The following is a 17183-nucleotide window of genomic DNA, read 5'->3' on the forward strand; positions in this document are numbered from 1 at the left end:
GAGGAACCGATGGGTATCGTTGTGAATGGAACCGACGTGGATCCGCCGGACGATCCGCGCGTTTCCCTGCTCGACCTGCTCCGGGAACGGTTGCAGCTGTCCGGCACCAAGAAGGGCTGCGACCAGGGGGCCTGCGGGGCCTGCACGGTGCTGGTGGACGGCGAGCGCATCCTCTCCTGCCTCGCGCTGGCGGTGCAGTACGAGGGCCGGTCGGTCACCACCATCGAAGGGCTCGGGACTGAAGGGCTGGGCACGGGCGGCGCGCTGCACCCTCTGCAACGGGCCTTCATCGAGCATGACGGCTTCCAGTGCGGTTATTGCACACCCGGCCAGATCTGCTCGGCCGTCGGCATGATCGGGGAGTTGCGGCGCGGGGTGCCCAGCCACGTCACCGCCGACCTCGCGGCGGCTGCGATCCCGTGCAGTCGGGACGAACTGCGCGAGCGGATGAGCGGCAACCTGTGCCGCTGCGGCGCGCACAACGGCATCATTGACGCAATCGCCGAAACCTACGCCGAAACACTTCGTGCGGAGGCCGCCGAATGATCCCCTTCCGCTATGCCCGGGCGGCCGACGCGGACGACGCGGTCCGGTTCGCCACGCTCGGAGACACATATCCGGACGTCAAATATCTGGGCGGCGGCACCAACCTCGTCGACCTGATGCGCGAGACGATCGAACGCCCCACAGCGCTGGTGGACGTCACCGGCCTGTCGAACGAGATCACGGAGACCGACGGCGGCGGGCTGCTGATCGGCGGCGCCGTGCGGAACACCGCCCTGGCCGAGCATGGGCTGGTCCGCCGCCGCTATCCGATGCTGTCGCGCGCCATCGTCGCCGGCGCCTCGCCACAGATCCGCAACATGGCGACGGTGGCGGGCAACCTCCTGCAACGCACGCGCTGCGTCTATTTCTACGACCATGGCGGATCGCGCTGCAACAAGCGGGAGCCGGGCCAGGGCTGCGACGCAATCGACGGCATCAACCGCATGCATGCGATCCTCGGCGCCTCGCCGGCCTGCGTCGCGACCCATCCCTCGGACATGTGCGTGGCGCTGGCCGCCCTCGACGCGACCGTCCATCTGCGCAATGCCGGGGGAGAGCGTCGCCTGCTCTTCGCCGACCTGCACCGGCTCCCCGGCACCGAGCCCGAGCGGGACACGGTGCTGCAACCGGGCGACCTGATCACCGCGGTGGAACTGCGGGCGCTTCCGCTCGCCGCGCGTTCGGTCTACCGGAAGGTCCGCGACCGGTCGAGCTACGCCTTCACCCTGGTCTCGGTCGCGGCGGTGCTGGCGGTCGAGAACGGGACGGTGACGGATGTGCGGCTGGCGCTCGGCGGCGTCGCGCACAAGCCCTGGCGTGCCCTCACCGCGGAGCAGGCGTTGCGCGGCCGGCCGGCGACGGCAGCCGCCTTCCGGGAGGCGGCAGCCGCCGAACTCGCCGCGGCCGAACCGCTGCGGGACAACGGCTTCAAGGTCGAGCTGGCGCAGCGGTTGATCGCCGCCATGCTCACCGAACTGGCGGGAAACGAGCTGGCGGGAGAGAAGTTGACGGGGGACAGGATATGAGCATCGCCGACAAGGGCAAGGACGCCCTCCGGGGCATCGCACAGGCGGCGGTCAAGAAGGCGGTCGAGCTGGTTCCCGGCAGCCTCCTGCCGGGCGGGCGGCCCGACCCGCTGGTCCGGCGTCAGCACGGCCAGATCGGCAAGCCGGTCAGCCGCGTCGACGGTCCGCTGAAGGTGCGGGGCGCGGCGCCCTTCGCAGCGGAGATCGCGCTGGACGGCATGGTCTATGCGGCGCTCGCCCACAGCACCATCGCCAAGGGGCGCATCGCCGCGATCGACACCGCCGCGGCCGAGGCGGCACCCGGTGTGGTGCTGGTGATGACCCACCGGAACGCTCCGCGTCTCAACCCGCCGCCCCGCTTCCTGAGCGGGGACAAGGCGGCGGCGGGCGACGACTCACCGGTGATGCAGGACGACCGGGTGCGCTGGAACGGCGAGCCGGTCGCCCTGGTGCTCGCCGGGACGCAGGAGCAGGCCGACCATGCCCGCTCGCTGATCACGGTCACCTACGAGGAGGAGCCGGCGGCGACCACCCTGTCCTCGTCCGACGGATGCGAGGTCGGGACCTTCATGGGCGAGCCGCTGAGCGTCAAGGTCGGCGACGCCGACGCGGCCTTCGCCGCCGCCGTCCACAAGGTCGAGGCGGTCTACCGCACGCCGGGCCACAACCACAATGCCCTGGAGCCGCATGCGGCGACCCTGGTCTGGCGCAGCGACGAGCTGTTCATCCATGACGCCACCCAGGCGGTCGCGCACACCGCCTGGTCGATGGCGCAGATCTTCGGCCTGGAGGAGGCCCAGATCCATGTCAGCTCGCCCTTCGTCGGCGGCGGCTTCGGCGGCAAGGGGCTGTGGCAGCACCAGATCCTCGCGGCGGCGGCGCGGCTGTCCGGCCGGCCAGTGCGCATCGTCCTGTCGCGGGAGGGCGTCTACCGCATCGTCGGCGGCCGCAGCCCGACCGAGCAGCGGGTGGCGCTGGGTGCCGATGCCGACGGGCGGCTGACGGCGATCATCCATCGCGGCGTGACGCCGAAGACCCGCCACAGCCCGATGCCGGAACCTTTCATCCTGCCGACCCAGAGCGCCTATGCGGCCGAAGCCATCGCGCTGGAGGTGCAGACCTATCATCTCGACATGGTCGCCAACACCTTCATGCGCGCGCCCGGCGAGGCGGTCGGCACCGTTGCGCTGGAATGCGCGATGGACGAGCTGGCCGAACGGCTCGGCGTCGATCCCATCGAGCTGCGGATCCGCAACGAGCCGGACAAGGATCCGATTTCGGGACGCCCCTTCTCGTCGCGCAACATCGTGGCGGCCTACCGGGCCGGGGCCGAGCGCTTCGGCTGGGACCGGCGCAGCCCGGTGCCGCGGTCGCGGCGGGAGGGCGAATGGCTGATCGGCATGGGCTGCGCCACCGCGACCTATCCCTATCACCGGATGCCGGGCGGCGCCGCGCGCATCACGCTGGACGCCGCCGGCCATGTGCGCATCGACGTCGCCGCGCACGAGATGGGCATGGGCACGGCGACCGCCCAGGCGCAGATCGCCGCCGACCGGCTCGGCCTGTCGCTGGAGGCGGTAACGGTCCGCTACGGCGACAGCTCGCTGCCCGGCGTCATCCTCGCCGGCGGCTCCCAGCAGACGGCCTCGGCCGGCCTGTCGGTGATGATGGCGCACCGGGAGCTGGTCGGCGAATTGCTGAAGCTCGCCGGCAACGATTCTCCCCTCGCCGGTCTCGGCGCCGACGAGGTCGAAGGCACCGACGCCGGCCTGCGCAAGCTGGACGAGCCCGGACGCTTCGAGAGCTACGCCTCGATCCTGGCGCGGTCCGGGCGCACGGAGCTGGTGGCGGAGGGCAGCGCACCGATGCCGCTGGAGACGATGCACTGGTCCATGCATTCGCACGGCGCGATGTTCTGCGAGGTGCGCGTCAACGCCGTCACCAGCGAGACGCGGGTCAACCGCTTCCTGGGATCCTTCGACTGTGGCCGCATCGTCAACCCGAAGATGGCGGCGAGCCAGTTCCGCGGCGGCATCATCATGGGGTTGGGACTGGCGCTGATGGAAGAAACCCAGTTCGACGCGCGCAAGGGACGGATCATGAACCGGACCCTCGCCGACTATCATCTGCCCGTGCATCTGGACGTGCCGGACATCGACGTGATCTGGACCGACATTCCCGACCCGCATACACCGATGGGAGCCCGCGGCATCGGCGAGATCGGCATCACCGGAACGGGCGCCGCCGTCGCCAACGCCATCCACAACGCCACCGGCCGGCGGGTACGGGACTTCCCCATCACGCTCGACAGGCTGCTGTGACGGCGGCCGTCCGGCGCGAACGGGGCAGCACGGTCGGTACTCGCCAGTTCAGATGCCGGCCCCGAACCGGGCGGAGCTGGACGGCTCCGTCCCGTCATCGGCGAAATGGCAGGCGACGAGATGGCACGGCGCCAGTTCCCGCAGCGCTGGTGCCTCATGCCGGCAGAGATCGGTGGCGATGGGGCAGCGGGTGTGGAACCGGCAGCCGGTGGGCAGGTCGTAGGGGCTGGGCGTATCACCGGCCAGCCCCGGCCCTGCGGGCGACGACGCGGTCCCTGGCGCGTCGATCCGCGGCGCGGCGTCGAGCAGGGCACGGGTGTAGGGATGGGCGGGACGGCGCCACAGGCTGTCGCGGTCGCCCATCTCGACGATCCGGCCTAGATACATCACCGCAACCCGGTCGGAGATGTACTCCACCACCGACAGGTCATGACCGATGAACAGGAAGCTGACCCCCAGCGTCCGCTGCAGGTCGGTCAGCAAGTTCAGGATCTGGGCCTGGACCGAGACGTCGAGCGCCGAGACCGGCTCGTCCAGCACCACCAGCTTCGGGTCCAGCGCCAGCGCGCGGGCGATGCCGATGCGCTGGCGCTGGCCGCCGGAGAACTCGTGCGGCCGGCGGCCGGCCGCCTCGGGCGGCAGCCCGACCTTGCGCAGCAGGTCGGCGACCCGCTCGCGCCGCTCGGCCCGGCTGCCGATCCGGTGGATCACCAGCGGCTCGGCCAGCAGCTCGCCGACCGTCCAGCGCGGATCGAGCGAGGCTGCCGGATCCTGGAGCACCATCTGCAACTCGCGCCGCACCCCGCGCAGATGCCGCCGCGAGGCGCCGGTGATGTCCTCTCCCGCCAGCAGGATCGACCCGGCGCTGGGCTCGGTCAGCCGGACGACCGCCCGCGCCAGGGTCGATTTCCCGCAGCCGGACTCACCGACGATGCCCAGCGTCTCTGCCTGGGCGAGGTCGAAGGACACGTCGTCCAGCGCATGGACCACGCCGCGCGGCGTCCGGTACTCCACCGAAAGCCCGCGGACCGATAGCACCGGCGGGGCCGGCGGAGCGGACGGGAGGGCGGCGGCGTCAGATCGCATGGCTCTCTCCGGCATGATGGCAGGCGACGAGGCCGCTGCCGGCCCGGCGCGGCGGCGGAACCTCGCGGGTGCAGCGGTCGTCGGCCAGCGGGCAGCGCGGGGCGAAGGCACAGCCCGGCGGCATCGCCGCCAGCGCCGGCACGGTGCCGGGGATCTCGGTCAGACGCTCGCGCGCCACTCCGATAGGACCGGCATGCGGCTGCGCCGCGACAAGCCCTCGCGGCTGCGCTGCGATCAGGCCCTGCGTGTAGGGGTGGGCAGGATCGGCAAAGAGGTCGCGAGTGTCGCGCTCCTCCACCTTGCGGCCGGCATACATCACCAGCACCCGGTCGACATAGCGGGACACCACGCCGAGGTCATGGGTGATGAAGACGACGGCGGTGCCCTGTTCGCGCCGCAGCTCGTCGATCAGGTTGAGAATCTGCGCCTGGATGGTGACGTCGAGCGCGGTGGTCGGCTCGTCGGCGACAAGCACGGCGGGCGCGCCGGCCAGCGCCATGGCGATCATCACCCGCTGGCGCATGCCGCCCGACAGGCGGTGCGGATATTCGGCGAAGCGGCGGACCGGATCGGGGATGCGCACCCGCTCCAGCAGCGCCAGCGTCCGGTCGCGCGCCGCCTTGCGGCTGACCGGCTCATGTTCGAGGATCGCCTCCATGATCTGCTCGCCCACGGTCAGCACCGGGTTGAGTGCGGTCATCGGCTCCTGGAAGATCATCGAGATGCGGGCGCCGCGCACCAGGCGCAGTTCCTCCTCGCCGAGCGTCAGCAGGTCGCGCCCCTCCAGCCGCACCGTCCCGCCGGTCACCCGGCCGGGGGGCGGCACGAGGCCGAGCAGCGCCAGCGCGGTCAGCGACTTGCCGCAGCCGCTCTCGCCGACGATGGCCAGCATCTCGCCGCGCTTGACGGCAAAGGACAGGTCGCGCACCGCCGGCAGCGGGCCGCGGCGGGTCTGGAAGGCGATCGACAGCCCGTCGACCGCGAGGACGGCCTCCACCGGCACGGCCGCGCTCATCGCCGCTCCCCCTTGCTGTTCAGCACGTCGTTCAGGCCGTCGCCCAGCAGGTTCAGCGCCAGCACGGCGATGACGATGGCGACGCCGGGGAGCGCCGCGACATGCGGATCGGTGCGCACCACCTCGCGGCCGGCGCCCACCATGCCGCCCCAGCTGACGACGTTGGGGTCGCCGAGGCCGAGGAAGGACAGCGAGGATTCGGTGAGGATCGCGGTCGCCACCAGGATGGAGGCGGAGACGATCACCGGCGCCAGCGCATTGGGCAGGATGTGCAGGAAGATGATCCGGGCATCCGACGCGCCGAGGATGATCGAGGCCTGCGCCAGTTCGCTGTTGCGCAGGCGCAGCACCTCCGCCCGCACCAGCCGGGCCAGCCCCGACCAGGAGGTGATGCCGATCGCCGCGGTGATGGTGGCGACGGAGGGTTGCAGGATGGCGACCAGGGCCAGCGTGAACAGGAAGGGCGGGATGGTCTGGAACAGCTCGGTCAGCCGCATCAGCGCCCGGTCGATCCTGCCGCCGTAATAGCCGGACAGCGCGCCGATGCCGATGCCGATCACCAGCGAGACCAGCGCCGCCACCCCGCCGATCAGCAGCGAGACGCGGGCGCCGTGGAAGATGCCGGAGGCGAGATCCCGGCCCATCATGTCGGTGCCCAGCAGGAACTCCGCCTCGTCGCCCGGCCGCAGCAGCGGGCTACCCGCCATGTCCAGCGGGTCGCCGGGGAAGAGGAGGTCGGCGAAGCCGGCCATGCCGAGGATACCGGCCAGCAGGATCAGGCCCAGCAGCGCCGACGGGCGGCGCAGCAGGCGGCCGATGCCGCTGTCACGGAACTCCCGCCGCGGGGCGGGAAGGGAAACGGTGTCGGGAGAGGTCATCGGTCAGTCGAGTTCGATGCGCGGGTCGAGCAGCGTATAGACCAGATCGACCGCGATGTTGACGAGAACCACGACCACCGACGAGCAGAACAGGATGCCGAGCAGCAGGTTGAGGTCGCGCTGGAACAGCGCCGCGAAGGCCAGCCGGCCGAGCCCCGGCCAGGAGAAGACGGTTTCGACCAGCACCGCCCCGCCGAGGATCGAGCCGAGCTGCACGCCGAGCGTGGTGACGATCGGCAGCAGGGCGTTGCGCAGCACATGGCGCCAGGCGATGCGGCGGGGCCGCACCCCCTTGGCCCGCGCGGTGCGGACGAAATCCTGGCCATAGACCTCCAGCATCGCCACCCGCATCAGCCGGGCATAGATGGCGAGATAGAACAGCCCCAGCGTCACCGCCGGCAGGATGAGATGCAGCGCCACGTCGCCGACCAGGGCGAGACCGCTCAGGTTGGCCTCGACGCTGGTCATGCCGCCGACCGGCAGCCAGTCCAGCATGACCGAAAAGACGACGATCAGCATGATGCCGACCCAGAAGACCGGCGTGGCGTAGAACAGCAGCGCCACGACGGAGATCACCGTGTCGGTCAGCTTCCCCGCCCGCCGGGCGGCGAGAAAGCCCAGCGAACAGCCGGCGACCAGCGCGAAGCCGATGGAGGTTCCCATCAGCAGCAGCGTCGCCGGCAGCCGTTGCAGGATCAGCTCCGACACCGGCAGCGACTGGCGGAAGGAATAGCCGAGGTCGAAGGTCACCAGATTGCCGAGATAGCGCAGGAACTGGACGTACAGCGGCTGGTCCAGCCCGAACTGGCGGCGCAGCGCCTCCATGTATTCAGGCGTCGCCGCTCCCGATTCCCCGGCCAGCACCTGGGCCGCGTCGCCGGGCGCCAGATGCAGCAGGAAGAAGTTGATCAGCGCGATGCCCAGGAGCACGAAGGCCACCTGGGCGGCACTGCGCCTGAGATAGGTCAGCACGACGCCTCAGTTCCCCTTCGGGGTTTGGACGAAGCGGGCGTTCTTCAACGACGAATAGACCTGATCGCCCTGTTCGACGATGCCCTGGAGGTCGGCCGAATAGACCGAGAAGAAGTTCAGTTCCAGCAGCGGCAGCGAGGGCACGTCGCCGAGCACGATGTCCTGGAACTCGTTGAACTGGGCCACGCGCCTGGCCGGATCGCCTTCGATGCCGGCGTCCTGGATCAGCGCGTCGGCCCTGGCGTTGCGATAACCCGAGCCGTTGGTCCAGGGCGTGCCGGTGCCGAGCCAGCCCGACCAGAAGGCGCGCACCACGCCGATCTGCGGATCGGGGAAGGCGTTGTTGTAGGAGATCGCGAAGTCGAAATCGCGGTCGACATAGACCCGCTTGATGAAGGCGGCGCTGTCCTGCGAGCGGATGGTGACCTCGATGCCGACACGCTTCAGCGCCTGCTTCAGGAACTCGCCGGTGCGGCGGTAATCGTCGCCGTAGGGCAGGAAATCATGGGTCAGGGTGAAGCGCACGCCGTTGGCGTCGCGCTTGAAGCCGGCCTCGTCCAGCAGCGCCTCGGCCTTCTTCACGTCGAAGCCGTATTGCGGCAGCTTGGTGTTGTGGAAGGTGACGAGCGACGACGGCACCGGGCTGATCGCCGGCTTGGCGTAGCCGAACCAGACGATCTTCGCCAGCGCGGCACGGTCGATGGCGTGGGCGATGGCCCGGCGCACCCGGACATCCTTCAGATACTGGTTCTCGACGTTGAAATCGAGATAGAGCAGCGGCGACAGCCATTCGTAGCCGCGGGTGTCGACCTTCAGACGCGGCAGCTTGGCCAGACGCTCGGCGTCGCGGAAGGGCACCGGGTTGTAGGGGGCATACTGGATCTCGCCCTTCTCGATGGCGGCTGCGCGGGCGGCGGCGTCGGGGATGATGCGGAACAGCAGCCGGTCGAGATGGGGCTTGCCGGCCTCCCAGTAATCGGGATTGCGGGCCAGCTCGACATACTCGCCGCGCTTCCACTCCTTGAAGATGAAGGGGCCGGTGCCGACCGGCTTGTTGTTGTAGGGATTGTTGAGGATGTCCGTGCCCTCGTAGAGATGCTTGGGCAGGATCGGGGCGCCGACGCCGTTCAGCACCGACAGGATCGGCAGCGACGGCTTCGACAGGCGCAGGATGACGGTCGCATCGTCCGGGGTATCGACCTGGGTGACGTTCTCGAAAAGCGACTTGTTGCGCGGGTGGATGGTCTTCCAGATGTTCTCCAGCGACCATTTCACGTCGGCGGCCGAGAAGGGCTTGCCGTCATGCCATTTCACACCGCTGCGCAGGTGGAAGGTGATGGTCAGCCCGTCGGGCGCGACCTCCCAGCGGTCGGCCAGGGCGGGCTTCGGCTTCAGGTCGAAGTCGTAGGAGACCAGACCGTCGAAGATGTTGCCGGCGACCACCTGGGTCGGCTGCGCCATGTTGGTGGACGGGGTGAGCGTCACCGGCTCCGGCTGGAGGATGATGCTGAGGGTGCCGCCCTGGCGGGCTTCCTGCGCCACGGCGTTCCCGGCCGAAACGGGAAGCACGCCGAGAGCCGCCGCCGCCGTCATCGCCGCCGCCGCTGCTACCACCACCCGCCGCCGGATACCGCCTCCGACCTGCCGATCCCGTCCAACCATTCTGCTCTCCGGCGCACATGTGATAAGGCGCCCGATTAAGCCCATGGGATATGTGGAGGTCAATATAGTTTCACACCTAATTTTGTCATCAATAATATACAATACCACTAATATATTATAAAAACGGCTCTGAGGTTCCACGGATTCAGTGCGGGAATCAGGAGGAGATGCCGCCATGCGATGAGATGTGAAACATGCAGGGATGTGCCGTCATCGAAACCGGGGCCGGGAACAGGTCGGGGCCGGTATGGGCAAGCGGAAGCCGGGCAGGCACCGCCGGCCGCCGGCATCACGCCCGGCGGTCGGACTGCGGCACCGCTTGCGGCACCAGGCCGTCGACGATGCGCACCAGTTCCACCACCGACCGTGCCGCCATCTTGCGCATGGCCTGGCCGCGATGCAGCTTCACCGTCGCCTCGCTGAGGCCAAGGTCGTCGGCGATCTGCTTGTTGCGCAGGCCGGACACCACCATCAGCGTGATCTCGCGCTCCCGCGGCGTCAGCGTACCGAAGCGGGTGCGCTGGGTGACGAGGCCGCGTTCCCGGTCGCGGCGCTCGCGGTGCCGGGCGATGGCGGCGTGGATGGCGTCCAGCAGTTCCTGGTGATGGACCGGCTTGGTCAGGAACTCGAACGCCCCCGCCTTCATCGCACGGGCACACATCGGCACGTCGGCATGGCCGCTGATGAAGATCACCGGCAGGCTGTCGCCGGACCGGGCCAGCTCCGCCTGGAAATCCAGGCCGCTGCGACCCGGTAGCCGCACGTCCAGCACCATGCAGCCGACATCGACCGCCGGGCACAGCTCGGCATACTGCCGCACCGACGGGAAGCTCCTGACCGTCAACCCCACCGAATCCAGCAGGTCTTCCAGCGCTTCGCGGACCGCCTCGTCGTCATCGATGACGATGACGGTGGGGGCGGCGGGGGCGGCGGCTTGCGGCTTGCTCCTCATCACTCCCCTCCGGGCGACACCGGCAGCACGAATTCGAACACGCTCCCGCCCGAGGGTCCGGGAGCCGCGGTCAGCCAGCCGCCATGCAGTTCCACGATGGAGCGGCTGATCGACAGGCCCATGCCCAGCCCGTCCGGCTTGGTGGTGTAGAGCGCCCGGAAGATGGCGTCGACATCCGTTTCGGCGATGCCGACCCCGGTATCCTCGACCCGGACCCGGATGCGGCCATCCCCGCAGTTGGTGGCGATCCGCAACCGCCGCTCCGTCACCGCCGGCGCGGTCATCGCCTCGATGGCGTTCATCACGAGATTCAGCACGAGCTGCTGCAACTGAACCCTGTCGCCATGGACCCAGGGCGGCCCCTGCGGCAGGTCGGTCTCCACCTGGACGCGGGCGCGGCGCAGTTCCGCCCGCACCAGCGCCAGCGTGTCGGCGATCAGTGCGCTCAGGTCGACCCAGCCCGGATCGGCCGGGGTGCGGCGGGCCAGCGCATGGATGCTGCGGACCACGTCGCCGGCCCGCTGGGCGTCGCGCACGATCCGCTCCACCACGATCCGGGTCCGGGCAAGGTCCGGCTGCGGTTGCGACAGGTGCTGGAGGCAGGTGCCGGCGTTGGTGACAATGGCCATCAGCGGCTGGTTGACCTCGTGCGCGACCGCCGCGGCCAGCTCCCCCATCATGGTCAGGCGCCCGATATGGGCGAGGTCGGCCTGGGCCTTGCGCAGCGCCTCGGCGATCTGCCGGCGCTGGGTCAGGTCGCTGAACACCAGGATGGAGCCGACCACTTCGCCGCGGTCGTCGATGATGGCGGAGCAGCGCTCCTCGATCACGATACCGGGAGCCGCGGCGCCGGTCGCAACGACGCCCGGCTTCGTGGTGGAATCGTCCCCGACCGCGCCGCGGGGCAGCAGCCGGGACAGCCGTTCCGGCGGGGCGAAGTCCGGGCTGCGCAGGACGAGGGTGGAGAAATCCTCCAGCGGCTCCTGCGTTTCCTCGTCGACGGCGACGAAGACGGAGGCCAGCGGCTGCCCGGCCGCATCCGCCGCGGTCCAGCCGGTCATCGTCTCCGCCACCCGGTTCATGAAATCGACCCGGCCCTGGCCGTCGCACAGGATGACGCCGTCGCGGATGCTGGCGAGCGTGGCGGCATAGCGCCGCTCGCTCATCCGCAGCTTCGCGTCGCTGGCATGCTTGTACAGCGCCATCTGGATGACGGTGCGCATCTGCGGCTCCTCGAACGGCTTCAGCAGATAGCCGAAGGGCTCCGTCAGGCTGGCACGCTGCACGACCTCGTCATTGGCGTAGGCGGTGAGGAAGACGATGGGGATGCGGTGGACGTCGCGGATCCGGCGGGCGGCCTCGATCCCGTCCATCTCCCCTTCCAGCCGGATGTCCATCAGCACGAGATCGGGCCGATGGCAGCCGGCGAGCCGGATCGCATCCTCGCCGCTGGCGGACATCCCGACGACGACATGACCCATCCGGGCAAGTTGATGCTGAATATCGCGTGCGACGATGCGGTCGTCTTCGACGATCAGAATCCGTGCCGCGATCATTCAATTCCCCGATTTCGTCCCTTCACAGGAAAGGTGACGATGAACTCTGCACCCGACTTGGAACTGTAGCTGAAGGCACCGTGCAGTTGGCTGGTCAAGTCCGTAACGAGCTGAAACCCCACGGTGTCCATCCTATCGGGATCGTAATCGCCGGGCAAGCCCACGCCGTCGTCACGAACGGATAGGCGGCAGTCCCGTCCGTCCGCGGTCAGCGCGACCCGCAGAACCCCGCCCCGGCCGCCGGGAAAGGCGTGCTTCAGCGCGTTGGAGACCAGTTCGTTGACGATCAGGCCGCAGGGCACCGCACGGTCGAGGTCGAGCGACAGGTCGTCCAGGTCGGTTTCCAGCCGGACCGCCCCGGCCTGCCGGGAATAGGCGCGCAGCAGGTGGGCGCAGACCGATGCCAAATGCTCGCGCATCGGCACGCGGGCGAAGTTGCCGAGCCGGTAGAGATTCTCGTGCACCAGCGCCATCGACCGGACGCGGTCGCGGCTATCGGCGAACAGGGCGGCCACCGCCTTGTCCTCGATCCGGTGGGCCTGGAGGTTGAGCAGGCTGGTCACCAGCTGCAGGTTGTTCTTGACCCGGTGATGGACCTCCTTCAGCAGTGCCTCCTTCTCCTCCAGCGTCGCGGTCTCCAGCGATGCCGCCGCCTGCGCGCCGAGCAGGGTCAGCACATTGACCAGATCCGGGGTGAAGGCGTGGGTCGCCAGCGCGTTTTCCAGATGCAGCAGCCCGACGACGCGGCGGCGGCGGACCAGCGGCAGGCACAGGATGGACCGCGCCTCGGTATCGCGGAAATAGGGATCGGCGGAAAACGGCCCGGCGGCGCGGGTGTCGTCGACGATCACCGCCCCCTGGTCGCGGATGGCGCCGTGGAGGATGGCATGGGGCAGCGCGGTGCGGTCGGCATCCTCCTGCACGAGGCGGACGGACACGCCGTAGAGCCCCGTCGTCGCCTCCGCCTCGACCCGCAGCCGCTCGCCGCGGGCGAGGATCAGCAGGCCGCGGCTGGCCCCGGCATGCTCCAGCACCAGGGTCAGCAGGGTGCCTGTCAGCTGCTCGACGCTCGCCTGGTCGGACATGGTCCGCAGGGTTTCCAGCAGCGATGCCGGATCGACCCCGCCGAAGCCGCGCGGCGGTGCCGGCACCGCCACCTCCTCCGCATCGAGGGCGAGGGCCGGATAACGCCCGGCGAGCTGCCGGACCTTGGCCGACGCGCCCCAGCGGCCGTAGCAGTCCGCCGCAGCCCCGATGGAGGCCAGCTCCAGCGTCGGCATGCCGAATCCGCGGTAGAAGCCGGCGGCGCATTCGTTGGCCAGCGCCTCGACATGCGGCAGGGCGCTGCGCTGCGCCGCCCGCACCGCGCGGTCATAGCCGCGCATCGCGTCCTCCGTCCGCCCCTCGACCCGCGCGACCTCCGCCCCGGCCAGGGCGGAACGGGCGTCGAAGCTGTCGGGGCTGTGACCTGCCCAGTCGCGCAACTGGTCACGGTGCCGGGCCAGCGCCGCGGCGTGGCGGGCGCGCTCCTCCGGAGCGGCACCGTCCATCACCCCCGCCCGCGCGAGTGCCGCATGCAGGTGGAATTCCGCCATCTCCCAATGGCCCGACGTGGTCCACAGCAGCCCCTCGGCCCGTTCGGCCGCCTCGACCGCCCCGGCCATGTCGCCGGCGATGCAGCGGAGTTGAAGCGTGCGGATCCAGTGCCAGCAGGTGGCGATGTCAAGGCTGGGGTTGGCGAGCAGACGCGCCTCGAAGGCGGCATCGTCGAAGCCCTGCCCGTCGAAGGAGTGAAGCGCGTCGGTCCGCCCGCGCAGCGCACGGACGAATTGCAGCTGGGTGGTCAGGATGTCGGTGCACAGGCCGAACTTCACCTGCCGGACATAGGCCAGCCGCGTTTCCGCCGTGCGTTGGACGGTCGCCAGCGGGTCGCCCGACGCCAGCATGCTGGTGACCAGCGTGACGCTGGTGAAGCCGCCATAGGTGACGTCGCCGGCCTCCCGCGCCTCCTCGAAGGCCCGCAGCAGCAGGGGCCGCTCGCTGCGGATGTCGCGGGTCCACGGCACGACATGGTAGGCGAAGGTCATCAGCACCCGCGCCCGGTAGCGCGTCCGGCCCTGCCGCTCGGCCAGATCGTAGCCGAGCCGGCCGAACTCGTAGCCGGCGGCGTAATCGCCGAAACAGGGGCCGGCCATCATGCCGAGATAGGCGAAGCCGAGGGCGGAGGCGTCGCTGCGCCCGTTCCGGAGCGACAGGTTCGCCATCCGGCACAGGATCAGACAGACCAGGTTGCGGTCGCTGAAGAAGGCCGGCGGCAAGGCCGCGGCCAGCACGTCGAGCGTCGCCCGGCCGTCGGGATCGCCGATGGCGGGAAGGGCGGACAGCGACGCGATGGGCCGGTCGCCGATGGCCGCGCGCAACTGCGCGTATTCGCCGTGGGCCAGCGCGGCCGGCGGGTGGGCCGGCCAATCGATGCCGACGCCGCGCAGATAGGCCAGACAGGAGTCGATGGCACGGTCGCTGCGGTCGATGGCGGTGTAGACGGTGACCAGCAGCGCCGTGATGGCGGCGCGGTCGACTGGGCACTCCGCCCGCCCGATGAGCTGGAGAAGCCGCCGTTCGGCCTGTTGCAGGTCGCCGCTCAGGAACTCGCATTCCGCCTGGAGATGCTCCAGCGCGAAGGCCAGCCGGTGCCGCCGCTCCCACCGGCCGCCCTCGAGCAGGCGCAGGCCGCCGAGCGCATAGGCGAGCGCCGAGCCATGGGCGCTCGCCTCCTTGGCGCGGTGGCCGGCGGCGAGATAGAGTGTCGCCACCTGCGCCCGCTCCGGCTCCTCCGGGATCAGGGGGATGCAGCGGTCGTACTGGCCCACCAGTTCGAACAGCCGCTCGCCGGAGAGATCGGCGGCGAAGCCGCGATGCAGGGCGCGGGCGATGTCGAGGTGCAGCGCGCCGCGCGCCTCCGCCGGCTCCAGGGCGTAGGCCCCCTCCTGGACCCGGTCGTGAAGGAAGCGGTAGCCGTCCTCCGTCCGCAGCAGCAGCCCTTCGGCCACCACCGGCTCGAGGATGCGCTCGGCCTCCGGCTCCGGCAGGCCGCCGGCGAGCGCCAAGGTGGACAGGCGGACGCGGACGCCGAGCGCGGCGAACCGGGCCAGCAGGTCGCGCGCCTCGGCCGGGAAGCGGGCCAGCCGTTCGGTCATCAGCGTGGCGATGCCGCCGCCCGACCGTGCCGCCTCCACCGCCGCCATGTTCCAGTCCCAGCGCCGGGCGGCGCGGTCGAACCACAGGTGGCCCGAGCGTTCCAGCGCGGTCAGCAACTGCACCGTGAAGAAGGGGTTGCCGCCGGTCCGCTCATGCAGCAGGGCGGCGAGCGCCGCCACCTCGTCGGGCCGGCGGTCGAGACTGTCGGCGGTCATCCGCCGCACGTCGTCGAGCGACAGCGGGGACAGCGCGATCTCCTCGCGGTCGATCTCCGGCCCGGCGCCCCGCATCCGCTGCAGCAGCGCCGCCAGCGGATGCCCTGCCCCGACCTCGTCGCTGCGGTAGGCGCCGACCAGCAGCAGGTTGCCGATGCCGCCGCCGGCCACCAGCCGGTCCAGCAGATCCAGCGTGGCGCGATCCAGCCATTGCAGATCGTCGAGGAACAGGACCAGCGGATGATCGGGACGGGCGAAGACCTTGACGACCCGGTGGACCAGCAGGTCGAAGCGGTTCTGCGCCTCCTGCGGCGGCAGCGGCGCCACCGGCGCCTGCTCCCCGATCAGCAGGGCGAGGTTGGGGATCAGCGCGGTCAGCGCCGCACCGTTCCCGCCGACCGCCTCGCGGAGCGCGCGCCGCCAGCGCTCGCGGTGCGGAGCCGGTAGCGCCAGCAGGCGGCTGACCAGCCCATGGAACGCCTCGGCCAGGCTGGCATAGGGAAGGTCGCGCTTGCCCTGGTCGAACTTTCCGGCGGCAAACAGGCCGCGCGGCGGTGGCACCTGTTCCTCCAATGCGCCGACGACAGCCGACTTGCCCTCGCCCGACCCGCCGGCGACCAGGACGATTCCCATGCGGCCATGGCCGGCGACGCGGTCGAAGGCGGCCTGGAGAACCGCCACCGGTCCGTCACGGCCATAGAGCGCCGGCGGGGAAGCGAGCCCTTCCGGCAGGTCACGCCGGCCGGCGGGAAAGGGCGGGATGCGCCCCTGGACCTCCCAAAGTTGCAAGGCGTGGGTCAGGTCGCGGACGAGGCCGTCGGCACTTTGGTAACGGTCCTCCGCCGTCTTGGCCAACAGCCGCAGCAGGATGCCGGCGACGGCCTGCGGCAGGTCGGGAGCGTGGAAGGCGGGCGGAATCGGCGCACGGGCGAGATGGGCATGGATCCATTCCGTCGCGTCGCGCGCAGCGAAGGGCAGCTCCCCAGTGAACAGCTCGTAGAGGGTGACGCCGAGGGAATAGAGGTCGCTGCGCCGGTCGACCGGGCGGTTCATCCGCCCCGACTGCTCCGGAGCCATGTAGGCGAGCAGCGCCGGCCGGTCCGCCGGGGGAGCGGCCAGCAGCGGCAGGCCCCCGGACGACAGCCCACCGGACAGCAGGCCCCCGGACAGCAGGCGGGAGCGCCCGAAACCGGTCAGCCGCACCGCTCCGTCCTCGCCGACCAGCAAATTGAACGGCCGGAGATCGCCATGCAGCAGCCCCCGCCGGTGCAGCTGCGCCAACGCCCCGGCCAGGCGGACCGCCAGCGCCAGCCGCCCGCGGAAGGGCATCGTCGATACCGCCAGGGTCGACAGCGGTTGCCCTCCCGGATCGGCCATGGTCAGCACCGGCATCTCGCCATGGCGCAGCAGGTCGAGCGGCTTGGCCGCCCACACCGGATCCAGACGGCGGGACAGGGCATGTTCCCGTTGCAGCCGGTCGAGAGCCGCTTCGGTCCTGCCGTCCGGCTCCGCCATCCGCACCAGGATGGGAAAGGCCTGACCCGGCCGCATCACCCGCAGCAGCCGGGTCTCCCCGTCGCTGTCCAGCCTGTGGTTGCCGGACCCGGCCTCGGTCAGGCGGAGGAGACCCGGAAGGTCGGTGCCCGGAAAATCCGTATCCGGAAAATCGGCGATGGATTCCATGAAGCGGCCTTTCCCACCGGTGCGTCTGACGCCGTCCTGCATCCACGACATGGTAGCGGCAATCCGCCGCGGAT

At 70.3% G+C, this 17183-nt stretch carries 11 protein-coding genes; 3 read left to right on the plus strand and 8 right to left on the minus strand.

The window, feature by feature from the left end:
• The first annotated feature begins 9 nt into the window (after positions 1-9).
• From AL072_RS19035 to AL072_RS19045, 3 genes are read left to right on the plus strand one after another with little or no spacing between them, the layout of a single operon-like run.
• Positions 10-546, plus strand: a complete 537-nt coding sequence (locus AL072_RS19035) for a 2Fe-2S iron-sulfur cluster-binding protein (protein ID WP_082109062.1) — start codon at positions 10-12, stop codon at positions 544-546.
• Positions 543-1571 (plus strand): FAD binding domain-containing protein, encoded by a 1029-nt coding sequence (locus AL072_RS19040; protein ID WP_045582762.1) that lies wholly within the window; start codon positions 543-545, stop codon positions 1569-1571. Before AL072_RS19035 ends, AL072_RS19040 begins: the two co-directional genes overlap by 4 nt.
• Positions 1568-3892 carry a xanthine dehydrogenase family protein molybdopterin-binding subunit gene (locus tag AL072_RS19045; protein ID WP_060721730.1) on the plus strand — a complete coding sequence of 775 codons (2325 nt, stop codon included), beginning with the start codon at positions 1568-1570 and terminating at the stop codon, positions 3890-3892. The genes AL072_RS19040 and AL072_RS19045 overlap by 4 nt, the downstream gene beginning before the upstream one ends.
• Before the next feature lie 48 nt (positions 3893-3940).
• Here AL072_RS19045 and AL072_RS19050 read toward each other — a convergent pair whose 3' ends face one another.
• The 8 genes from AL072_RS19050 to AL072_RS19085 form a co-directional block, all read right to left on the minus strand.
• A complete protein-coding gene (locus AL072_RS19050) occupies positions 3941-4978 on the minus strand; it encodes an ABC transporter ATP-binding protein (RefSeq protein WP_045582760.1) in 1038 nt (345 codons plus the stop codon).
• Positions 4968-5993 carry an ABC transporter ATP-binding protein gene (locus AL072_RS19055; RefSeq protein WP_052710054.1) on the minus strand — a complete coding sequence of 342 codons (1026 nt, stop codon included), beginning with the start codon at positions 5991-5993 and terminating at the stop codon, positions 4968-4970. The genes AL072_RS19050 and AL072_RS19055 overlap by 11 nt, the downstream gene beginning before the upstream one ends.
• Positions 5990-6871, minus strand: coding sequence for an ABC transporter permease (locus AL072_RS19060; protein ID WP_045582759.1), 882 nt, complete (start codon positions 6869-6871; stop codon positions 5990-5992). Before AL072_RS19060 ends, AL072_RS19055 begins: the two co-directional genes overlap by 4 nt.
• A 3-nt stretch (positions 6872-6874) precedes the next feature.
• Positions 6875-7843 carry an ABC transporter permease gene (locus AL072_RS19065; RefSeq protein WP_045582758.1) on the minus strand — a complete coding sequence of 323 codons (969 nt, stop codon included), beginning with the start codon at positions 7841-7843 and terminating at the stop codon, positions 6875-6877.
• Between the two features lie 6 nt (positions 7844-7849).
• Positions 7850-9505 (minus strand): ABC transporter substrate-binding protein, encoded by a 1656-nt coding sequence (locus AL072_RS19070; RefSeq protein WP_245636855.1) that lies wholly within the window; start codon positions 9503-9505, stop codon positions 7850-7852.
• Positions 9506-9794: 289 nt separating this feature from the next.
• Positions 9795-10457 (minus strand): response regulator transcription factor, encoded by a 663-nt coding sequence (locus tag AL072_RS19075; RefSeq protein ID WP_045582756.1) that lies wholly within the window; start codon positions 10455-10457, stop codon positions 9795-9797.
• Complete coding sequence (locus AL072_RS19080; RefSeq protein WP_045582755.1) at positions 10457-12013, minus strand: ATP-binding protein; 1557 nt, start codon at positions 12011-12013, stop codon at positions 10457-10459. Before AL072_RS19080 ends, AL072_RS19075 begins: the two co-directional genes overlap by 1 nt.
• Positions 12010-17109: an AAA family ATPase gene (locus AL072_RS19085; protein WP_144428288.1), complete on the minus strand. Its 5100-nt coding sequence runs from the start codon at positions 17107-17109 to the stop codon at positions 12010-12012. The genes AL072_RS19080 and AL072_RS19085 overlap by 4 nt, the downstream gene beginning before the upstream one ends.
• Positions 17110-17183: the final 74 nt, after the last annotated feature.

Origin of the sequence: Azospirillum thiophilum (genome assembly GCF_001305595.1) — a bacterium.
Taxonomy (GTDB): domain Bacteria; phylum Pseudomonadota; class Alphaproteobacteria; order Azospirillales; family Azospirillaceae; genus Azospirillum; species Azospirillum thiophilum.

What these genes read in the sequence shown, in the direction of transcription:
- AL072_RS19035 (WP_082109062.1), top strand. Translation starts at nt 10, where the DNA reads ATGGGTATCGTTGTGAATGGAACCGACGTGGATCCGCCGGACGATCCG.
- AL072_RS19040 (WP_045582762.1), top strand. Translation starts at nt 543, where the DNA reads ATGATCCCCTTCCGCTATGCCCGGGCGGCCGACGCGGACGACGCGGTC.
- AL072_RS19045 (WP_060721730.1), top strand. Translation starts at nt 1,568, where the DNA reads ATGAGCATCGCCGACAAGGGCAAGGACGCCCTCCGGGGCATCGCACAG.
- AL072_RS19050 (WP_045582760.1), bottom strand. Translation starts at nt 4,978, where the DNA reads ATGCGATCTGACGCCGCCGCCCTCCCGTCCGCTCCGCCGGCCCCGCCG.
- AL072_RS19055 (WP_052710054.1), bottom strand. Translation starts at nt 5,993, where the DNA reads ATGAGCGCGGCCGTGCCGGTGGAGGCCGTCCTCGCGGTCGACGGGCTG.
- AL072_RS19060 (WP_045582759.1), bottom strand. Translation starts at nt 6,871, where the DNA reads ATGACCTCTCCCGACACCGTTTCCCTTCCCGCCCCGCGGCGGGAGTTC.
- AL072_RS19070 (WP_245636855.1), bottom strand. Translation starts at nt 9,505, where the DNA reads ATGGTTGGACGGGATCGGCAGGTCGGAGGCGGTATCCGGCGGCGGGTG.
- AL072_RS19075 (WP_045582756.1), bottom strand. Translation starts at nt 10,457, where the DNA reads ATGAGGAGCAAGCCGCAAGCCGCCGCCCCCGCCGCCCCCACCGTCATC.
- AL072_RS19080 (WP_045582755.1), bottom strand. Translation starts at nt 12,013, where the DNA reads ATGATCGCGGCACGGATTCTGATCGTCGAAGACGACCGCATCGTCGCA.
- AL072_RS19085 (WP_144428288.1), bottom strand. Translation starts at nt 17,109, where the DNA reads ATGGAATCCATCGCCGATTTTCCGGATACGGATTTTCCGGGCACCGAC.